Here is a 19992-nt window from a genome sequence, read left to right on the forward strand (position 1 = left end):
GCTCGCGAAGGAGAACAGCAATGTCGAACCACGTCATCATCGGCTCGGGTCCCATCGGCAGCGCCGTCGCCGACCTCCTGGTGGATCGCGGCGACACGGTCACGATGGTCACGCGCAGCGGCCGCGGCCCGTCGCATCCGCAGATCAAGCTGGTCGCCGCCGACGCGTCCGACCAGCGCCGGCTGACCGCCCTGGCCGAGGGTGCCGCCACGGTGTTCAACTGCGCGAATCCCAAGTACACGGAGTGGGAGAAGCTCTGGTTCCCGATGAACGACGCGATGATCGCCGCGGCCAAGGCGGCGAACGCGGTCTACGTCATCACCGGAAACCTTTACGTGTACGGCCCGCAGCCGGGCGGCCGCATGAACGAGAACACCCCGATGGCCGCCGTGGGTCGGAAGGGCAAGGTCCGCATCAAGATGTGGCAGAACGCCCTGCGCAGCGGCGTGCGGACGGTCGAGGTCCGCGGCTCCGACTACATCGGGGCCGGCGCGGTCGGCGTCTTCTCGTCGGTGCTGCTGCCCGCCATCCAGAACGGCCGCACCGCCTGGGCCCCCGGCAACCCGGATCTGCCGCACAGCTTCACCTACACCGGCGACATGGCCGGCACCATGGTGGCCCTGGCCCACGACGAGCGCGCGCACGGCCGGGCCTGGCACGCGCCCACCCTGCCCGCCATCAGCATCCGCGAGCTGGCCGACCGGTACACCGACCTGACCGGCCAGCCCCGCCTCAAGATCCGGGGTCTGCCCCGCTTCGCGATGCGCACCGCGGGCCTGGTCGTGCCCATGGCCCGGGAGCTGGCCGAGATGGACTACCAGTTCTACGCGCCCTTCCACCTCGACAGCACGCTGACCGAGCAGACCTTCGGCCGCAAGCCGACGCCGCTGGAGGTCCCGCTGCGCGAGACGGCGGCGTCGGTGCACGCCACGGTCGCCCGCCGCATGGGCTGACCCCGGAGGGGCTGAACTTCAGAGCAGCAGGCCGACCCCCGCCCGGCGGGGGTCGCCGGCCGCGCCGGCCTGACCCACGGCGTTCGCGCCGCCGAAGTAGTGGTTGAGATCGGGCCACTGCTTGATGCGGTACCCGGCCCCGGCCAGCGCGGCGAGCTCGTCCCGCGGATAGCCGGGCTCGACGTGCACCGTGTCGTCGACCAGGTGGAAGCGGGGCCGCCCGATAGCGGTGGCCATGTCGGCGCCGTCGACCAGGACGCCGAGCAGGGTGTCGATCAGGGCGGTACGGATCCGGGACGCGCCCGCCGAGCCGGCCGCCACCGCCAGCCGGCCGTCGGGGTCGATCACCACCAGCGGGCACATGTTGGACGACATCCGGCGGCCCGGCGCCAGGTCGTCGGTGATCAGCTCGCCCTCGCCGAGCATCGAGTTGAGGTTGATGCCCAGGCCCGGCAGCCAGACCCCGGAGCCCAGCCCGAGCGTGGTGGTGATGACGCAGGCGTTGCCCTCGCTGTCCACCACCGACACGTTCGTGGTGTCGCCGATCTTCTGCCGGCCGCGGTCGCTCAGCGCGTCGGCCAGCCCCAGGGCCCGGCCCGGCCGGGACAGGTCGGCGGGCAACCGGCCGATCGTGTCGACCACCCGGTTCAGGTCGTGCCGGGCCCGCACCTCGTACCCGGCCAGCTGGGCCCGGTCGACGTGGGTCTCCAGCACCCGGTAGCCGGCCAGATCGCGCGGTCCGAGCGCGCCGCCGGCCGCACGCACCGTCTCGACCAGGATCGGGGCGAAGTCCCCGGTGTAGAAGATCGACGGCCCGACCACGGCCAGCGCGTCCAGCGCGGAGGCCAGCCCGGGGTGGAAGAGCAACTCGCCGTCGACCAGATTGCGCCCGCCCGGCGTGTAGACGGCGGCGCCCTCGCCCCACGCCAGCGCCGGCGCGCACGAGTCGAGCGTGCGGGCGTGCGCGCCGGGGATCGGCACCCCGGCCTTGGCCAGCTCGCTCGCCGGCGCCACCACGTCGGCCCAGGGCAGCCGCCCCCAGCGCCGGTGCACCTCGCCGCAGCCGGCCGGGACGCCCGGCACCGCCACGCTCGCCCCGCCGATCGAGTAGACCTGCGGCAGCCCGCCGAAGAACACGTCAACCTTGATCATCGGGCCCGGTTCGCGGTCCCCGTCGATGCCCGGCACCGCCACGAAGAAGTCGAGACAGGTCACCTCGCCGGTGGCCGCCTCGAAGTAGGTGGCGAACCCGCCGCCGCCCAGCCCGGTGAAGATCGTCTCGGCGACGCAGCAGGCCAGCGCAGCGGCCACCGCCGCGTCCGCGGCCGTGCCGCCGTCGCGCAGCACCCGCAGGCCGGCCCGTGCGGTCGCCGGATGGCTGGCCGCGACCCCGGCCGCAACGCTTTTCATGCGGCGAAGCGTAGGCGCAGGGGCATGATCGTGGTTAGCATGCGCGTCCATGACGACCGCCGGTCCCTCCCCGGAAGTACGGCCGGCCGAGGTGCTGCCGCGCCGGGTCCTTGCCGGTTACTCGCTCGGTTCGCTGGTCACGGGCGCGTTCGGCACCGTGCCCGGTTTGCTCTTGCTGCCCTATCTGACCGATACGTTAGGTGTTGCGGCGGGGGTGGCGGGATTGCTGGTGTTGCTGCCGAAGGCCTGGGACGTGCTGGTGAACCCCCTCGCCGGCCGGGTCTCCGACCGCCGCGGTGACCGGCGTCCGTTCCTGCTCGGCGCGGGCCTCACGCTGGGCGTCCTCTTTGCCGCCATCTTCGCGGGCCCGATCCGCAGCGGCGGAGGCGCCGGCGCGTACGTGGCCTTCGCCTTCCTCGCGGCCGCCACCGCGTACGCGTTCTTCCAGGTGCCCTACGTCGCCATGCCGGCCGAGCTCACCGACGGATACGACGAGCGCACCCGGCTGATGACCTGGCGGGTCGCCGTGCTCGCGCTGGCGATCCTCATCTCTGGCGCGCTCGCCCCGCTGGTGGTCGACCAGACCGGCGGCGGCATCACCGGTCACCGGTGGTCCGGTGTCTTCGTCGCGGCGCTGATCGTGGTCGGCACGCTCGGCGTCTACCTCGGCACCCGCACGGCGGTGACGCACACCGCCGACGAGTCCGAGCCCGACCTGCGCACCCAGCTGCGCGTCGCCGCCGCCAACGGCCCGTTCCGTGCCCTCCTGCTCTGCTGGGTGCTCCAGGCCGTCGGCATCGGCACCATGCTGGCCGGCGTCCAGTACTTCGCCGATCACGTGGTCGGCGCCGGGTCCGGGGCGACGTTCCTGTTCGCCGCGTTCGTCGGCCCGGCCCTGCTGGTCATGCCGCTCTGGAGCCGGGCCGGCGCCCGCTTCGGCAAGCCGCGCTCGCTGGTCGCCGCGTCGCTGATGTTCGCCACCGGCGCGCTGGCGCTGCTCGCCGCGCCGGCCCTGCCCGCCGTGCCGATCTATGTCGTCGTGGCGCTCATCGGCTGCGGGTACGCCGGCCAGCAGGTCTTCGCGATGGCGATGCTGCCGGACTGCATCGCCTACGACACCGAGCGGACCGGCCGCCGCCAGGCCGGCGTCTTCACCGGGGTGTGGACGGCGGGGGAGACCCTCGGCCTGGCCCTCGGGCCGGGCATCTACGCGCTGATCCTGCAGGTCTTCGGCTACGTCTCCTCGTCGACCGGCGAGGCGGCGCCGCAGGACGACACCGCCCGCCTCGGCGTGCTGCTCGGCTTCACGCTGGTGCCGGCCGCGCTGGTCGGCGGCGCGGTGTTCCTGCTGCGTGCCTACCGCGACATCGCCCGATAGCGTCTGCTCATGATCGAAGCGCTGCCCGGCGAGGGCGTACCCGGCGAGCAGATCCTCGGCGAGCTCCGCGAGCTCCGGCGGGCCGATCTGCCGACCCATGGCGGGCGCCTGTTCGCCTACGTCTACGACCCCGCGCTCGACGGGCTCGACGACCTGGCCCGGGCCGCGTACGCGATCTCGGCCCACGTCAACGGCCTCGACCCGACCGCGTTCCCGTCCCTGCTCGCCATGGAGAACGCGCTGGTCGGCGCGGCGGCCACGCTGCTGAACGGCGGCGGCCCGGCGGTCGGCAGCGTCACCAGCGGCGGCACCGAGTCGCTGATCCTGGCGGTCAAGGCGGCCCGCGACAGCCGCCCCGAGCTGACCACCCCCCGCCTGGTGATCCCGTCGACCGGGCACGCGGCGTTCGCCAAGGCGGCCCACTACCTGCGCGTCGCGCTCGACGTCGTGCCGGTCGGCGCCGACCTGCGGGCCGATCCGGCGGCCATGGCCGCCGCCATCACCGGTGACACCGTGCTCGTGGCGGCCTCGGCCCCGTCGTACGCGCACGGCGTGGTCGACCCGATTCCCGCGCTTGCCGCCGCCGCGGCCGAGCGGGGTGTCCGCTTCCACGTCGACGCGTGCTTCGGCGGCTGGGTGCTGCCCTACCTGCGCCGCCTCGGCGCCGATCTGCCGGAGTTCGACTTCGCGGTGCCCGGCGTCACCAGCATCTCGGTCGACCTGCACAAGTACGCGTACGCGCCCAAGGGCGTCTCGATCCTGCTGCACCGCGACGAGGCGCTGCGCCGGCCGCAGTACTTCGCGTACGCCGGCTGGCCCGGCTACACGATGATCAATCCGGTCATCTCCTCCACCCGCTCGGGCGGCCCGATCGCCGCGGCCGTCGCCACCCTGCGGTCCATCGGCGACAACGGTTACCTCCAGTTGGCCGGGCGCACCCGCGAGGCGGTCGCGATCCTGGCCGCCGCGGTCGAGGCCACCGACGGCGTCCGGCTGTTCACCCCGCCCGAGACCAGCGTGGTCTGCCTGACCGCCGACGATCCCGCGGTCGACCTCTTCGTCCTGGCCGACGAGCTGGCCGTCCGCGGATGGCACACCCAGCCGCAGATGTCGTTCGCGGAGCTGCCGGCGACCATCCACCTCACCGTGACCGCGGCGGTCCGCGCGACCGCCGGCGAGTTCGCGGCCGACCTGGCCGCCGCGGTGGCGGCGGCCCGCGCTCGCGGCCCGGTGGTCCTGCCCGAGGCGCTGCTCGCGGCGGCCGGCGCGCTCACGCCCGAGATGGTCACGCCCGAGCTGGTCGCCGGGCTGGCCGAGGGGCTCGGGCTCGGCGGCGGCGACTTCACCCGGATGGCCGCGGTCAACTCGCTGCTCGACGTCACGCCGCCCGCGCTGCGCGAGGCGCTGCTGACCGGGTTCCTCAGCCTGCTGCAGCGGCCCGCGCCGGCGACGGAGTAGGTTGGCGTCGTGGCCGGTCTGCCAGGAGTCCTCGGGGAGCCCATCCGGTTCGTGCTGAACTGGGGGCGGCGCTATTCGCTCTGGGTCTTCAACTTCGGGCTGGCGTGCTGCGCGATCGAGTTCATCGCGTCCAGCATGAGCCGGCACGACTTCATGCGGCTCGGGGTCATCCCGTTCGCGCACGGCCCGCGCCAGGCCGACCTGATGGTCGTCTCCGGCACGGTCACCGACAAGATGGCCCCGGCCATCAAGCGGCTCTACGACCAGATGCCCGAGCCGAAATACGTGATCTCGTTCGGCTCCTGCTCCAACTGCGGCGGGCCGTATTGGGACTCGTACTCGGTCACCAAGGGCGTCGATCAGCTCATCCCGGTCGACGTGTACGTTCCGGGCTGCCCGCCCCGGCCCGAGGCGCTGCTGCACGGCATCCTGCGCCTGCAGGAAAAGATCGCCACCGAGCAGGCCGGTCCCGGCGGCGTCAGCCGTCCCGACCCGCTGATCTCCAACGGCGGGCGGGATGCTTCTTCGCTGACTGCCCCGATGGTCACCCCGCCGGTGGCCACGGGCGGCTAACCTCCGCCTTATGAGTGAGCAGCCTCGCGCGGATTTCATCATCGACGTTCTGACCAGGGAATTCGGCGAGCTGATGGCGCTCGACCCGGCCGCGTTCCGGCGCAAGTTCCGCAAGATGGCGGCCTCGCCGTTCGCGTTCTACCGGGGCAGCGCGTCGCTGTTCTACGCCGACCAGACCGGGTCCTACCGCGACGACAGCTTCCTCGACGAGCGCACCAGCCGGGTGTGGATCCACGGCGACCTGCATGCCGAGAACTTCGGCACCTACATGAACTCGTCGGGCGTCCTGGTCTTCAACGTCAACGACTTCGACGAGGCGTACGTCGGGCCGTTCTCCTGGGATCTCAAGCGGTTCGCGGCCAGCGTCGCGCTGATCGGGTACCAGAAGGCGCTCTCCGACGACAGCATCACGGCGCTGGTGACCGCGTTCGCCCGGTCGTACCTGACCGAGCTGCGGGCCATCGCGGCCGGCGGCGACGACGCGATCGGCTCGATCACCCTCGAGAACGCCGACGGCGTGCTGCGCCGGGTGCTGCAGGAGGCGCGGCTCAACACCCGGGTCGACCTGCTGGCCGGGCAGACCACGATCGACGACTACGAGCGCCGCTTCGCCCTGTTCGACGGCGTCTACGAGGTCGACGACACCACCGCCGGCCAGGTCCAGGCGGCGTTCGAGCAATACCTGGCCACCTTGCCCGACGCGACCCGCCCGATCGCCACCAGCATCAAGGACATCAAGCTGCGCAAGGGCGTCGGCATCGGCTCGGCCGGCCTGCCGTCCTACAACCTGCTGCTCGAGGGCCACACCCAGGCCCTGGAGAACGACGTGATCATCTACATGAAGCAGGCGCAGGTGCCGGCCGTCGCCCGCTGGATCGACGATCAGCGGGTCAAGTCGTACTTCCAGCATCAGGGCCACCGCACCGCCGAGTCGCAGCGGGCCCTGCAGGCGCACGCCGACCCGTGGCTGGGCTACACCACGCTCAACGGCGTGGGCCAGCTGGTCGCCGAGGTCTCGCCGTACGCGGCCGACCTCGACTGGTCCGACGTCAACGAGCCCGACGAGCTCGACGGCGTCATCACCGACCTGGGCCGCGCGGTCGCCCGCATGCACTCGGTCGCCGACGACGAGTCCAGCCACGACCTGGTCGACTTCTCCACCGAGGAGGCGATCGCCGCGGCCGTCGACAAGGACGAGGCCGGCTTCGTGCGGCACCTGGTCGACTTCGCCCACCGCTACGGCGACCAGGCCCGCGACGACCACCAGGACTTCGTCGACCTCTTCCGCAACGGACGGCTCCCCGGCCTCTGACCCATGAAAGGGCCGGCCAGCTCGCACGGCTCCCCGGCCGGTAAGCCGCGCCAAGACCCATAGGATGGCTGCCATGAGCCCCGAAGAGGTCGGTGAGCGCATGGTGGCCCTGCTGGCCGCCGACACCGAGGACGCCCCGCAGGTCGAGGCGAGCGTCTCCGGCGGCGGCGCCGGCCACGAGCGTGCCGTCGTCGACGTGCCGGTCGCCCGCTGGTGGGAGGCGATCGGCACGGCGAAGCACAACGGCGCCCTCGGCTGCGACTTCTTCGACTGGCTGTCCGCCGTCGACGAGCTCGACGAGGGCTTCGCCGTCGTGTGCCACCTCTATTCGACCCGCCGCAAGCACTCGCTGCTGATCCGCACCCGCGTCCCCCGGGCGGACCCGACCGTCGAGTCGGTGGTGGAGCTGTTCCCCGGCGCCTCATGGCACGAGCGCGAGACGTACGAGATGTTCGGCATCACCTTCGCCCGCCACCCCGATCTCAAGCCGCTGCTGCTGCCGCCCGGCTTCGAGGGCCACCCCCTGCGCAAGGAGTTCATCCTCGCCGCCCGCGTGGCCAAGGCCTGGCCCGGCGCCAAGGAGCCCGGCGAGTCCGAGCACGGCACGGGCAAGCGCGCCCCGATGCGCCCGCCCGGCGTCCCCGCACCGGGTGAATGGGGGCCGCAGAAGTGATGCCGGTCTGGCTCGACCTGCTCGTCCGGGTCGTCGCGGTCGTGGTCGGCTTCCTCGTGCTCCCGCTCCTGGTGGGCCAGGCCGAGCACAAGGTCATGGCGCACATGCAGGGCCGCCTCGGCCCGATGTACGCGGGCGCCTATCACGGCTGGGCCCAGCTGGTCGCCGACGGCGTGAAGTTCGTGCAGAAGGAGGACGTCACCCCGCGCGAGGCCGACCGCGGGGTCTTCCGGCTGGCGCCGATCGTCGCCCTCTTCCCGTACCTGTTGGTGCTCCTGGCCATCCCGCTCGGACCCGGCAGCCTCGTCGCTCAGCCCTTGGACATCGGTTTGTTCTTCGTCCTCGCCGTTCTCGGCGTGGGCGTGCTGGCCGTGCTGATGTCCGCATGGGCGAGCGCCAACAAATACAGCCTCCTCGGCGGCCTGCGTGGCGCCGCCCAGCTGCTCGGCTACGAGCTTCCCCTGGTGCTGGCGGCCGCCAGCGTCGCCATGGCCGCCGGCACGCTCAGCCTGCCCGGCATCGTCGAGGCGTGGCGGCCCTGGTGGCTGCTCTGGCAGGCGCCCGCCGCGATCATCTTCTTCGTCGCCGGCCTGGCCGAGATCCGCCGCCCGCCCTTCGACATGCCGATCGCCGACTCCGAGCTGGTCTTCGGCTACATGACCGAATACACCGGCCTGCGCTTCGCCTTCTTCCTGCTGGCGGAATACGTCGGCATCGTCGTCATCGCCGCCCTCACCACCGTGCTTTTCCTGGGCGGCTGGCACGGCCCCTTCGCCGATCAGCTCGGCTGGCTGTGGACGCTGATCAAGGTCTTCGCCCTGTCCTTCGTGATCATCTGGCTGCGCGTGACGTTCCCCCGCCTGCGCGCGGACCAGCTCCAGCGCCTGTGCTGGCTCGTCCTCGTCCCGCTGGCCCTGGCCCAGCTCGTCCTCACCGCCGCCGTCAAGCTCGCGATGTGATCACAGGTAGCGCGGCGTGAGCCTCTTGATCGGAAGGTCGATCTCCCAGGGCTCCGCCGTGACGATCTTGTCGGCGAAGGTTCCGGCCGGCCGGTAGACCTCGTGCTCCGGGTCGATCTTGTAAGCATGCACCGTGAGGCCGTCGCCGGTCTCGATCCGCCAGAAGAAGGGGATGCCCGCCGCGGCGTAGAGCGCCGGCTTGGTGATGCGGTCCATGCTTATCGACGTCGGCGAAACAATCTCGACGGCAAGTACGACCTCGTGCGGAAGATAGGTTCTCGTGCGGCGCTGGGCAGCCTCATCGGTGGCGACCAGCACGTCCGGGATGAATGCCTTGCGCGAGTTGATCCGGATTTCGACAGCCTGAGTGACCTGAAATTCGGCTGGGCACGATTCTTCGAGCGCGACGCCTAACCGCATGGCGATTATTTGGTGGACGTCAGTGGGGGTGGGGGACACGAGGAGCACTCCATCGAGCAGCTCGCGGCGCACGCCGTCTTCCGGCAGAGCGTCAAGATCATCTACGGTCCAGCCGTCTGCGGGCGGCAGGTCGCTCATCGCAGCGGTCATTTCGGGGCCTCCAGGCAGCAGGGTGGCTCACCCATGACTCACCGTACCGGAAGATCCGGCGGGGGTGTGCTCGCGTCGGAACGGGCGACGGGGCAGGATATGCGTTTGTGAGTGACGACGGGGAGCGTGGCGCGCCCGGCAAGGGGCTGGTGCAAGGGCTTGCCGTCACGCTCAAGACGATGACCAAGCGGTCGGCGACCCGGCAATATCCGGACGTGGAGCCCGAGCTGCCGCCGCGCAGCCGGGGCGTGATCGCCCTGCTCGAGGAGAACTGCACGGTCTGCATGCTGTGCGCCCGCGAGTGCCCCGACTGGTGCATCTACATCGATTCGCACAAGGAAGAGGTCGTCGTCCCGGGGGCGGCGCGGGCCCGCCAGCGCAACGTGCTCGACCGCTTCGACATCGACTTCGCCCTCTGCATGTACTGCGGCATCTGCATCGAGGTCTGCCCGTTCGACGCGCTGCATTGGACTCCCGAGTTCGAATACGCCGAGACCGACGTGCTCGACCTGCTGCACGACAAGAATCGGCTGGGGGAGTGGATGCGCACCGTGCCTCCGCCGCCGGCGCACGACGTGCTCGGCGAGCCGTCGAAAGAAGAAACGACGGCCGCGCGTAAAGCTGCGGGTCCGGGGGCGGCAACACCGGCCAAGACAAACGTACGGCGATCCGCGTCCACAACCGCAGAGCGCCCGGCCCCCCGTGCGCCAAGGGCAGAGCAACCCGGCGCGGGCAGTCCCCCACCCCCGCAGGGGCCCGACGTCCCACCGGAGCAACCGCGGTGACCGTCGTGGACGCGCTCATGCTGGCTCTCGGCGTGATCGCGGTCGGCGCCGGCGCCCTCGTCGTGACCTCCGCCCACCTCGTGCGGGCCGGCTTCTTCCTGGTGGTGAGCCTGGGCGCGGTCGCCGGCCTCTACCTCGTGATGGGCGCCGAGCTGGTGGCCTGGGTGCAGGTGCTGGTCTACGTCGGCGCGGTCGTGGTGCTGCTGCTGTTCGCCGTGATGCTGACCCGCGCGCCGATCGGCCCGTCGCCCGATCTGGACCGTCCCGCCCTGCCGGCCGCGATCATCGGCGCCGGTGTCGGCTTCGGACTCGCCGCCCTGCTGGCCGACGCGTTCCGCTGGACCAGATTCGAGCCGCCGCCGCCGGGCACCGCCCAGCGGGTCGGCGAGCAGGTCTTCGGCGCCTGGGTGCTGCCGTTCGAGGTGCTCTCGATCCTGCTGCTGGCCGCCCTGGTCGGCGCGATCGTGCTGTCCCGCCCCGACCTCGGCGCCCGCCCCGACCCCGACGCGGCCGGCGTGCCCGCCGAGCCGCCGCCCGGCCCGGTCGACGAGTCCGCCGAGGTGGTCGCCCGGCTCGAACGCATCGCCGCCCGCCAGGCCGCCGCCCAGGCCCGGGTCCGCGCCGCGCACGCCGCCGCCCAGCAGGCCGAGGAGGGCAGCGTCGCCGTGGCCGAACCGGCGGCCGAGCCCGAGGATCCGCTGCGCGAGCGGGCCCGGGACATCATCTTCGGCGCGCACGAGGCCCGCCCCCGGGTCGGCGAGCACAACGACGCCGCGCCGACCCGGCCGGCGGAGCCCGAGGTCATCGACGCCGAGAGCTACCTGGTCGACGACCGCCGCGCGATCGGGGCCCCGGAAGTCGAGGAGCCGAAGAAGGAGGGGGACGACTGATGCACGCGACCATCCCGTACGTCATCGCCGCCCTGCTCTTCGGCCTCGGCGTCTACGGCGTGCTGCGCCGCCGCAACGCGATCCTGGTGCTGATGGCCGTCGAGCTGATGCTCAACGCGGTCAACCTGATCCTGGTGGCCGCCGACGCCACGGTGAAGTCGACGCTGACCGGCGTGCAGTCCGAGGCGTGGGCGCATCCGGTCCCCGAGCCCCGGGCCGGGGCGATCTTCGCGCTGTTCGTGATCGTGCTGGCCGCGGCCGAGGTGGGCGTCGGCCTCGCGATCGTCCTGCAGTACTACCGGCTGCGCCGCAACGTCGTCCTGGACGAGGTGGCGCTGCACGAGCACGACCACGAGAAGGTGGCCGGGTGACCGCTGCGGCCCTGATCCCGGGCGTACCCCTGCTCTTGGGTCTTGTCGGTCTCACCCTGCGTGCCGGCGACGACCAGGGTGACCACACGCCGCGCCGGGTCGCCGCCGGGCTCGGCATCGCCGGCGCGGCCATCTCGCTCGCCGTGACCCTCGGGCTGTTGATCTTTGCCGGCAAGCCGGTGGAGGAGAGCGCACGGTGGGTCAGCTTCGGCGGCATCGACATCACGCTCGGCGTCTCGGTGGGCGACGCGGCGTGCTACATCGCGCTCGCCGTCTGCGTGGTCGCGCTGTTCGTGCAGATCTACTCGACCGCCTACCTGCACGACGATCCCCGCTACGCGCCGTACGCGGCCCAGGTGAGCCTGTTCACCGGCGCGATGCTGCTGGTCGTCACGTCCGGTGACCTGATCGGCCTGCTGGTCGGCTGGGAGGTGATGGGCCTCTGCTCCTACCTGCTGATCGGCCACGACCGCCGGCTGCCCGAGGCGCCCGCCGCCGCCGTGAAGGCGTTCCTGGTCACCCGGGTCGGCGACGTCGGCTTCCTGCTCGGCATCGCGCTGTTGATCGTCGAGGCCGGCACCTCCCGCATCGCCGACGTGCTCGCCCACGACTACTCGACCGGGACGCGCACCGCCGCCCTGCTGTTGTTGCTGGCCGGGGTGGCCGGCAAGAGCGCGCAGTTCCCGCTGCACACCTGGCTGCCCGACGCGATGGCCGGCCCGACCCCGATCTCCGCGCTGATCCACGCCGCCACCATGGTCGCCGCCGGCGTGTACGTGGTGTTCCGGATGTACCCGCTCTACGAGAAGTCCCCGGCCGTGCTCGCGGTGCTGGGCGTGGTCGCCTCGATCACCATCCTGCTCGGCGCGCTCTCCGCCACCGCCCAGGACGACCTCAAGCGCGTCCTCGCCTGGTCGACGGTGAGCCAGATCGGCTACATGACCGGGGCGCTGGCCGTCGGCTCGCCCGCCGCGGCGCTGTTCCACCTGCTCACCCACGCCGCCTTCAAAGCGCTGCTGTTCCTCGCGGCCGGCGCGGTGATCCACGCGGTCGGCACCAACTACCTGTCCCGCATGGGCGGGCTGCGCGAGCACATGCCGGTGACGTTCTGGTCGTTCGTGGTCGGCCTCGGCGCGCTGGCCGGCCTGCCCCCGCTGGCCGGCTTCTGGTCCAAGGAGAACATCCTGACCGCGGCCGCCCACGCCACCGACGGCGGCGGCCCGGCGCCGGTCTGGGTGGGCTGGCTGGTCTGGCTGGCCGCCCTGGTCGCGGTGGCGATCACCGCCTGGTACTCGACGCGGCTGCTGCTCTGCGCGTTCTTCGGCGTCTCCCGCGAGCACGGTGTGGACGGCCCGGACTGGGAGATCGGCTTCGACGACGCCCGCTACACCCGCCCGCTGATCCCGCACGACCCGCCGGCCGCGATGCGCTGGCCGATCGTGCTGCTGGCCGTCCCGGCCGCGCTGCTCGGCCTGGCCGCCTACGCCCCGGGCTTCCGCACGGCGCTGGAGCTGGAGGAACCGCACCTGAGCGTGGCGATCGTGCTCCCGCTGGTGTTGCTCGCGCTCGGCGCGGCCGGCGCCTGGTGGCTGTGGCGCGAGATGGCTGAGGGCGACCCGGCTGCCGCGCTCGGCCGGGCCCGTCCCTTCCTGGCCGCCGGCTTCCGCCTCGACGCGGTGCAGGACAGGCTGGTCGTCCGCCCGGTCCGCGGGCTGGCCGGCCTGGTCCGCACCGGCGACGAGCGGGTGGTCGACGCCACCGTCGAGGGCGCCGGCACGACCACCTCCCGGCTCGGTGAGCTGCTCGCCGCCGCGCACCGGATCCCGCTGCCCTGGGCCGCGACGCTGGTCCTCGGCGGCGCGCTGGTGCTGACCCTCTGGTTCGGAGCCGCCTCGTGACCGCGTACCAGGTGATGCTTGTCGCGGCCCTCGCCCTGCCGGCGCTCGGCGCCGCCGCGCTTGCCCTGCTGCCCGCCCGGATCGCGGGGGTTCTCGGCACGGCCGTCGCGGCGGTCACCCTCGTGCCGATCGTCGTGTTGCCGTTCGCCCGCGGCGTGGCGCCGAGCACCCCGGCCCCGACGGGCTCGGCCCTGATCCGGCCGTGGGCCGAGCTCGACGTGTCCTGGGTGCCGGCCCTGCACCTCGACTTCCACCTCGGCGTCGACGGCGTCTCCTACCCCCTGGTCGCGCTGACCGGCCTGCTCACCCTGCTCTGCTGCGCCTACACGGCGTGGAAGGGCGCCGACCGTACGCTGCTGGCCCTGCTCCTGGTCCTGGAAGCCGGCATCCTCGGCACCTTCCTCGCCCTCGACCTGGTCCTGTTCTTCCTGTTCTTCGAGGTCGTCCTGCTCCCGATGTACGCGGTGATCGCCGGTTGGGGCGGCGACCAGCGCCGCGCGGCGGCCCGCAAGTTCGTCCTCTACACGCTGTTCGGCTCGGTGCTCCTGCTGCTGGGCGTCATCACCGTGACCGTCACCGCGGGCACCGGCGACCTGGTCGCCCTCACCGGCGGCGCCGGCCTCGGCCGCGACACGCAGTACGCGGCGTTCGCGCTGCTCGCCGTCGCGTTCGCGGTGAAGGCCCCGCTCTGGCCGCTGCACACCTGGCTGCCCGACGCGCACACCCAGGCACCGACGGTCGGCTCGGTGATCCTGGCCGGCGTGCTGCTGAAGATGGGCACCTACGGCCTGATCCGGGTCGGCGTCGGCGTCGCCCCGCTCGGCGCGCGCTGGGCCGCCCCGGTGCTCGGCATCCTCGCCGTCGCCGCGGTCCTGGCCGGCGCGCTCATCTGCCTGCGGCAGACCGAGCTGAAGCGGCTGATCGCCTACTCCAGCGTCGGCCACATGGGCTTCGTGCTGCTCGGCATCGCCACGCTCACCGCGACCGGCATCCAGGCGGCGCTGATCGGCAACGTCGCGCACGGCCTGATCACCGGCCTGCTGTTCTTCCTGGCCGGCGCGATCAAGGACCGGGCGCACACCGGCGAGCTCGCCGACCTCGGCGGGCTGCGGGAGACCGCGCCCCGGCTGGCCGGCATCCTCGGCTTCGCGGCGATCGCGTCGCTCGGGCTGCCCGGCCTGGCCGGCTTCTGGGGCGAGGCGTTCGCGGTGATCGCGGCCGTCGGGCGTGGCGGCGGATTGTGGACGACACTCGCGGTGCTGGCCGCGATCGGCGGGGCGCTCACGGCGGCGTACTTCCTGAGGCTGCTGCGCAAGGTGACGCACGGCCCGGTCCGCACGCCGGTGCCGGCCGGAATCGCCGGCGCCGAGTGGCTCGCCTGGTCGCCGCTGGTCGCCCTGACCCTCGCCGTGGGGCTGGTGCCGGCCCTGGTGCTGGCCGCGACGTCGCTGCCGGTGGAGGGGCTGATCCGATGACCATCGACCAGGTGACGCTGCTGCCGCTGTACGCCGCCTCGGGCACCGCGCTGCTCGTGCTGCTCGCCGACCTGCTGATCGCCCGGCGCGCGGTCACCTCCGGGGCATTGGCGCTCGGCGGCCTCGCCACCGCCGTCTGCGCGATCGTGGTCGGCACCCGCCCGCCGACCTTCTGCGCCGCCGGCGAGTGCTCGTGGGTGCCCAGCCCGGTCGCCGTGGTCACCGCCGTGCTCTTCGCCGGCCTGACCGTCGGCGTCCTGCTGCTGTCCGTCCCCGCGCTGCGCGAGGGCGCCGCCCCGCCCGGCGAGTTCTGCTTCCTGCTGGCCGCGTCGATGACCGGCGGCCTGGTGATCGGCTACTCGGGCGACCTGATCTCGCTGATCGTCGGGCTCGAGACGCTGACGCTCCCGCTGTACGTCCTGGTCGGCCTGCGGCGCTTCGCCCCGCGCGAGCGGGTCTCGACCGCCGGCGCCTCGGCGTCGATCACGTTCTTCCTGATCAGCGTGGTGTCCACGGCGATCGCGCTGCTCGGGGCCGCGCTCAACTACGCCGCCACCGGCGCCCTCCACCTCGACCGGCTCGTCGACGGCTCCGGCCCCGCGGCCGCGGTCGCGCAGGTCGGCGTCGCGCTGCTGGTGATCGGCTTCGCGTTCAAGGTCGCGGCGGTCCCGCTGCACGCGTGGGCGCCGCCAACGTACGAGGGCGCGCCGCTCCCGGTCGCGGCCTACCTGTCCACCGCCTCGAAGCTGGGCGGCGTGCTGGCCCTGGCCGCGATCGTGGCCCACCTGGACGCCGGCGCGATCACCGCGGCCCTGGCCGTGCTGACGATGACGGTCGGCAACCTGGTCGCCCTGCGCCAGACCCGGATGGTGCGCCTGCTCGCCTGGTCGTCGATCGCCCAGGCCGGCTACGTCCTCGCCGCCCTCGCGATCGGCGGCCAGGGCGTGGAGGCGGCGATCGTCTACGCGGTCTTCTTCATGATCCTGGAGTTCATCGCGTTCGCCGCGGTCGTGGCCCTGCGCCCGGTCGCCTCCGACGGCGGCGACCTGCGCGCCTACCGCGGCGCCGGCCGCCGCTCACCGTGGCTCGGCGCGGCCCTGGTGCTCGCCTTCGCCGGCCTCGCCGGCCTGCCGCCGGGCCTGGCCGGCCTGTTCGCGAAGGTCACCATCGTCGACGCCCTGATCGACGACGGCTGGGGCTGGCTGGCCGGCGTGGTGGCCCTGAACGCGGTGATCGGCCTGGCCTACTACGTACGCGTCACCGCGAACCTGTACGCCACCCCGCCCCGCCCCGGCATCCAGGTAGTCGACCCCGGCCTGCTCGAGGCGGCCACCCACCCGCGCCTGCCGGTAGCCCGCCCGGTCGCTGCCGCCCTGATCGTCGCGGCCGCGGCGGCGGTCGTGCTGGGCTTCGCGCCGCAGCTGCTCTTCGACGCCCTCAGCTAGGGTGACGCGGCGCCGTCCTCCTGTTTGGATCGGCCGTTCCGGTTAGCGTCGAGGCGATGCTCGACCACCAGATGCTCCGCAACCTGCGCTCGGCCGCGGGGCTGATCGCCCGCGCCCGCAAGGTGGACGTCTCCGACCTGACCGACGACGAGCACGCCGAGGTCGACGAGGTGCTGACCCAGCTCATCGGCGACGCGATGCGAATCCGCGCACGCCTCAACAAGTAGCACGAAAATGCCGTCCTGCATGCCGGCGGCGCGTCCCGGCGACTGGGCGAGCGGTCCATTGCATGGGAGCGCCGACCGGAAATATACGTTATTTCGGGGGCGGGCGGCCGAAGGATGGTGAGTATCTGCTAAACGCGCACTGGAAATCATCAAGGTCTCGCGTTGGCGGGAGCGCCAGGCGCAACGGGCGGCACGCAGCATGACCACCCGCGGTACCAGGCCAAGGGAAGCCCAGCTCAACCAGCGTTACCGGCCCTCCGGGTACGGGTCGTCGCGCAGGCGGCTGTAAAGCATGCCGTCGCGCCACTGCCCGGCCCGGAACTCCGCCGACCGCACCACGCCCTCCAAACGGAAGCCCGCCTTCACGAGCGCCTTCTGCTCGGCCACGTTCTCGACCGCGGTGGCGGCCTGCACCCGCTGGATGGGCATGTGCTCGAAGAGGTACTCGGCCAGCATCGCCTGTGTCCGCCAGCCGATCCCCCGGCCGCGGAACTGCGGCAGCAGCGCGATGCCGATCTCGTAGTAGTCACCCCGTATGCCGTAGCGGCCCTTCTGGTACGTCACCAGGCCGGCCGGCTCGCCGTCCACCTCGACCGCGAGCCGGGTCAGGTCCTCGGTCAGGAAGCCGTGCTCGGCGTGCTCCCGGGCCAGGTGGCTGTCGTTGCGGAACCCGACCCAGTTGTGCCCGGCGACCTCCGGGTCGTGGTGGAACCGGTGCAGCAGCGCCACCTCGTCCGCCCGGACCGGGCGCAGCTTGATGTCCATCGACACCCCTTCGGTAAGAGCCGGCGGTGAGAGCCTGTCAGGCGTCCAGCCGCAGGACCGTCTCCTCGATCTCGGCGCCGCGCGCGTTGGCGTACCCGATCTCGGTCCCTCGGGGTTGGAAACCCGCCTTGCGCAAGACGCGCAGGGAGCCGGTGTTGTCGCTGGCCGCGCGGGCGTGCAGCGGGCGCCTGGTCTCCACCTGGAGGAACATCTTCAGGGCCGTGCTGGCGATGCCCTTGCCCCACAGGGAGCGGTCGATCCAGTAGGTGATCTCGGTTTCGCCGTCCAGGACGAAGCTGGCGATGCTGCCGGCGACGGCGCCGTCGTAGGTGATCACCCGATAGGTGCCGGTCGGGTCGGTGCGGATGCGGGCCATCTGGGCGTCGAACCGCTGCCGGTCGGCGGGGTCGGCCGGGGTGAAGGCCGCCATCCGGACCGCTTCGGGGTCGCGCATCATCTCAAAAAGGGCGTCCAGGTCGTCGTCGACCAGGGGGCGCAGAGCGATCACGGGCATGCGGGCACGCTAGCGCGCCTTCAGCGAACTCACAGCCCCGGGTGGATGAAAACGCAGGCCAGGAGCGTTTGTGGGAGTGCGAGCCCGGGAGGGCCGCAGAGACCCAAGGAGTTCCTGTGCACAGCCATCACAACGGCCTCAAGACGGCCGCGCTGCTGGGCCTGCTGACCGCGATCATCCTCGCCGTCGGTTACTGGTTCGGTGGCAGCGCCGGCCTGGTGTTCGCGGTGATCATCTCGCTCGGCATGAACGCCTTCAGCTACTTCTACTCCGACAGGCTCGCGCTGCGGGCGATGCGGGCCCGGCCGGTGAGCGAGGCCGAGTTCCCGGCGCTGCACCAGATGGTGCGTGAGCTGTCGCAGACGGCGGGACAGCCGATGCCGCGCCTGTACGTATCGCCCTCGATGCAGCCGAACGCGTTCGCGACGGGCCGCAACCCGCAGCACGCGGCGGTGGCGGTGACCGTGGGCATCACCCAGCTGCTCGACCGGCGCGAGCTGCGCGCGGTGATCGGGCACGAGCTTTCGCACGTCTACAACCGCGACATCCTGATCTCCAGCGTGGCCGCGGCGCTGGCCGGCATCATCACCGCGTTCGCGCAGCTGGCGATCTTCCTGCCGCTCGGCGGCTCGGACGACGACGACGGCCCGAACCCGGCGGCGCTGCTGCTGATGCTGATCCTCGGCCCGCTGGCCGCGTCGATCATCCAGCTGGCGATCAGCCGGAACCGCGAGTTCCAGGCGGACGCCTCCGGTGCCGAGCTCACCCGCGACCCGCTGGCCCTGGCCAGCGCGCTCGAGAAGATCCAGTACGGCACGCAGCGTCTGCCGCTGCCGGCCGACGGGCAGCTGACCAGCGCCGCCCATCTGATGATCGCCAACCCGTTCCGGAGCGGCGGCATCTCGGCGCTGTTCTCCACCCACCCGCCGATGGAGCAGCGGATCGCCCGCCTGCGCCAGCAGGCCGGCGCCATCCGGATCCGCTGAGTTCCGCGTCACCACGGGCCGCCCCCGGAAATCGGGGGCGGCCCCTCGCGTGTTGAGTACCGAACGTGCGTCACTATCTCGGCGTCTGGCGGATGCCGGGCGGAAAAGTCCTGCTGCTGGTGGGCATCCTCGCCCGCCTCGGCATCGGGATGACCCCGCTGGCCCTCCTGCTGCTCGTCCAGCAGACCACCGGCCGCTACACCTCGGCCGGTCTCGCCGCCGGCCTCTACGCGCTGGCCGGCGCGGCCGTGAGCCCGGTCGCCGGCCGCCTGGCCGACCGGATCGGCCCGGCCCCCATCCTGCTCACCACGGCCGTGCTGCACCCGGTCGCGCTGATCGCGCTGGTGCTGATCAGCCGGGGTGGCGAGCCGGCGCTGCCGTGGATCTTCGCGGCCTCGGCGTCCGCGGGCGCCACCTATCCGCCGCTGACCGCGGCGATCCGGCGCGGCTGGAACGACCTGACCGAGGTCGGCGGCGGGCGGCACCACTTGCGCGGGGCCGCGCTGGCCGCCGAGACGTCGCTGTTCGAGCTGGTCTTCGTGCTCGGCCCGCTGCTGGTCTCGGCGCTGGTCGTGCTCACTCATCGGCCGGAGACCGCGCTGATCGCCGCGGCGGGCGCCACGTTTGCCGGCACCGCGTGGATCGCGCGGCTGCCGGTGATGCGCCGCCGGCACCGGCGGCGCGCCGAGCACGCGGCCCGGGGGCTGGGCCCGCTCCGGTCGGGCGGCTTCCCGGCCCTGCTGGTCTGCGTGGTCGCGCTGGGCATGGCGTTCGGCGCGGCCGGCGTGATCGTCCCGGCGTACGCGAACCAGCACGGCGGCGGCGACGGGCTGGGCGGCGTGCTGCTCGGCGTGTGGGGCGTGGGCAGCGCGATCGGCGGCATCTGGTTCGGCACCCGGCGGCCGGCGATGCCGCTGTCGAAGCAGTTCGCCTGGCTGCTCGGCGCGGTCGCGGTCAGCTTCCTGATCCTGACCGTGATGCCGGGCCCGCTGTGGCTGGGCATGGCCCTGGTGCTCGGCGGCGCGACCATCGCGCCGGCGCTGACCGTGGAGAACACGCTGGTGGGCCGGCTTGCCCCGGCCGCGCAGCTGAACGAGGCGTACACCTGGATGGTGACCGTCTCGGTGGGCGGCAGCGCGGCCGGCGGCGCGGTGGCGGGCGCCATCGTCGACCAGCCGGGCGGACTGCCCTGGTCGTTCGTGTTCGCCGGCGGCGTGCTGGTGATCGCGGCGCTGGTGGCGGCGCTGCCGCGGGGGTCGATCGCCCGGGCCGACCGGCGCGCCGAGGACCGGCTGCGCGCGGCGCTCGAAGCGGTCTAAGGGTAATTCCCCCTCCCGCGAGCACGCGGCG

Annotated in this window: 19 protein-coding genes and 1 pseudogene; 16 read left to right on the forward strand and 4 right to left on the reverse strand. The window is 72.6% G+C overall.

Features of this window, described 5'->3' with window-relative positions:
• Positions 1–20 precede the first annotated feature (20 nt).
• Entirely contained in the window at positions 21–953 is a 933-nt protein-coding gene (locus ACFQS1_RS06190) for an NAD(P)H-binding protein (RefSeq protein ID WP_378965136.1), read from the forward strand.
• Between the two features lie 18 nt (positions 954–971).
• Here the strand turns inward: ACFQS1_RS06190 and ACFQS1_RS06195 are convergent, their stop codons facing one another.
• Positions 972–2363, reverse strand: coding sequence for a gamma-glutamyltransferase (locus ACFQS1_RS06195; protein ID WP_378965137.1), 1392 nt, complete (start codon positions 2361–2363; stop codon positions 972–974).
• A gap of 49 nt (positions 2364–2412) precedes the next feature.
• Between ACFQS1_RS06195 and ACFQS1_RS06200 the strand changes: the two genes are divergently transcribed.
• The 6 genes from ACFQS1_RS06200 to ACFQS1_RS06225 all read left to right on the forward strand — a co-directional run bounded on the left by ACFQS1_RS06200 (position 2413) and on the right by ACFQS1_RS06225 (position 8716).
• Entirely contained in the window at positions 2413–3741 is a 1329-nt protein-coding gene (locus ACFQS1_RS06200) for an MFS transporter (RefSeq protein ID WP_378965139.1), read from the forward strand.
• Between the two features lie 9 nt (positions 3742–3750).
• Complete coding sequence (locus ACFQS1_RS06205) at positions 3751–5199, forward strand: pyridoxal phosphate-dependent decarboxylase family protein (RefSeq protein ID WP_378965140.1); 1449 nt, start codon at positions 3751–3753, stop codon at positions 5197–5199.
• A 9-nt stretch (positions 5200–5208) separates the two neighbouring features.
• A complete protein-coding gene (locus ACFQS1_RS06210; RefSeq protein ID WP_378965141.1) occupies positions 5209–5772 on the forward strand; it encodes an NADH-quinone oxidoreductase subunit B in 564 nt (187 codons plus the stop codon).
• A gap of 10 nt (positions 5773–5782) precedes the next feature.
• Positions 5783–7084, forward strand: a complete 1302-nt coding sequence (locus ACFQS1_RS06215) for a DUF2252 domain-containing protein (RefSeq protein ID WP_378965143.1) — start codon at positions 5783–5785, stop codon at positions 7082–7084.
• A gap of 73 nt (positions 7085–7157) precedes the next feature.
• Positions 7158–7757 carry an NADH-quinone oxidoreductase subunit C gene (locus tag ACFQS1_RS06220; protein WP_378965144.1) on the forward strand — a complete coding sequence of 200 codons (600 nt, stop codon included), beginning with the start codon at positions 7158–7160 and terminating at the stop codon, positions 7755–7757.
• Positions 7757–8716, forward strand: coding sequence for a complex I subunit 1/NuoH family protein (locus tag ACFQS1_RS06225; protein WP_378965145.1), 960 nt, complete (start codon positions 7757–7759; stop codon positions 8714–8716). Before ACFQS1_RS06220 ends, ACFQS1_RS06225 begins: the two co-directional genes overlap by 1 nt.
• On the opposite strand, the gene ACFQS1_RS06230 is transcribed toward ACFQS1_RS06225, so the two are convergent.
• Entirely contained in the window at positions 8717–9274 is a 558-nt protein-coding gene (locus ACFQS1_RS06230) for a Uma2 family endonuclease (RefSeq protein WP_378965146.1), read from the reverse strand.
• 119 nt (positions 9275–9393) lie between these two features.
• Here ACFQS1_RS06230 and ACFQS1_RS06235 point away from each other — a divergent pair, with 119 nt between their 5' ends.
• The 7 genes and pseudogenes from ACFQS1_RS06235 to ACFQS1_RS06265 all read left to right on the forward strand — a co-directional run bounded on the left by ACFQS1_RS06235 (position 9394) and on the right by ACFQS1_RS06265 (position 16377).
• Positions 9394–10071, forward strand: coding sequence for a NuoI/complex I 23 kDa subunit family protein (locus tag ACFQS1_RS06235; RefSeq protein WP_378965148.1), 678 nt, complete (start codon positions 9394–9396; stop codon positions 10069–10071).
• Positions 10068–10631, forward strand: a pseudogene (locus tag ACFQS1_RS06240) (NADH-quinone oxidoreductase subunit J family protein); the annotation flags it as partial. The gene ACFQS1_RS06235 and the pseudogene ACFQS1_RS06240, both read left to right, overlap by 4 nt.
• Before the next feature lie 329 nt (positions 10632–10960).
• Positions 10961–11332: an NADH-quinone oxidoreductase subunit NuoK gene (gene nuoK, locus ACFQS1_RS06245; RefSeq protein WP_378965149.1), complete on the forward strand. Its 372-nt coding sequence runs from the start codon at positions 10961–10963 to the stop codon at positions 11330–11332.
• Positions 11329–13230, forward strand: coding sequence for an NADH-quinone oxidoreductase subunit 5 family protein (locus tag ACFQS1_RS06250; RefSeq protein ID WP_378965150.1), 1902 nt, complete (start codon positions 11329–11331; stop codon positions 13228–13230). Before nuoK ends, ACFQS1_RS06250 begins: the two co-directional genes overlap by 4 nt.
• A 14-nt stretch (positions 13231–13244) precedes the next feature.
• On the forward strand, positions 13245–14705 hold the full coding sequence (locus ACFQS1_RS06255; RefSeq protein WP_378965418.1) for a complex I subunit 4 family protein: 1461 nt from the start codon (positions 13245–13247) through the stop codon (positions 14703–14705).
• Positions 14702–16150, forward strand: a complete 1449-nt coding sequence (locus ACFQS1_RS06260) for an NADH-quinone oxidoreductase subunit N (RefSeq protein ID WP_378965151.1) — start codon at positions 14702–14704, stop codon at positions 16148–16150. Before ACFQS1_RS06255 ends, ACFQS1_RS06260 begins: the two co-directional genes overlap by 4 nt.
• 56 nt (positions 16151–16206) lie before the next feature.
• Complete coding sequence (locus ACFQS1_RS06265) at positions 16207–16377, forward strand: hypothetical protein (protein WP_378965152.1); 171 nt, start codon at positions 16207–16209, stop codon at positions 16375–16377.
• Between the two features lie 246 nt (positions 16378–16623).
• On the opposite strand, the gene ACFQS1_RS06270 is transcribed toward ACFQS1_RS06265, so the two are convergent.
• Together ACFQS1_RS06270 and ACFQS1_RS06275 are read right to left on the reverse strand one after the other, a co-directional pair.
• Positions 16624–17142: a GNAT family N-acetyltransferase gene (locus ACFQS1_RS06270; RefSeq protein WP_378965154.1), complete on the reverse strand. Its 519-nt coding sequence runs from the start codon at positions 17140–17142 to the stop codon at positions 16624–16626.
• Between the two features lie 37 nt (positions 17143–17179).
• The gene (locus ACFQS1_RS06275) at positions 17180–17656 is read right to left on the reverse strand and encodes a GNAT family N-acetyltransferase (protein ID WP_378965155.1); all 477 of its coding nucleotides are present in this window, start codon (positions 17654–17656) and stop codon (positions 17180–17182) included.
• A 116-nt stretch (positions 17657–17772) separates the two neighbouring features.
• On the opposite strand from ACFQS1_RS06275, the gene htpX reads away from it, so the two are divergent.
• Positions 17773–18642 carry a zinc metalloprotease HtpX gene (gene htpX / locus ACFQS1_RS06280; RefSeq protein ID WP_378965156.1) on the forward strand — a complete coding sequence of 290 codons (870 nt, stop codon included), beginning with the start codon at positions 17773–17775 and terminating at the stop codon, positions 18640–18642.
• A gap of 92 nt (positions 18643–18734) precedes the next feature.
• Positions 18735–19961, forward strand: coding sequence for an MFS transporter (locus tag ACFQS1_RS06285; RefSeq protein ID WP_378965419.1), 1227 nt, complete (start codon positions 18735–18737; stop codon positions 19959–19961).
• Positions 19962–19992 lie beyond the last annotated feature (31 nt).

This window comes from Paractinoplanes rhizophilus, assembly GCF_042664765.1.
Classification (GTDB): domain Bacteria; phylum Actinomycetota; class Actinomycetes; order Mycobacteriales; family Micromonosporaceae; genus Actinoplanes; species Actinoplanes rhizophilus.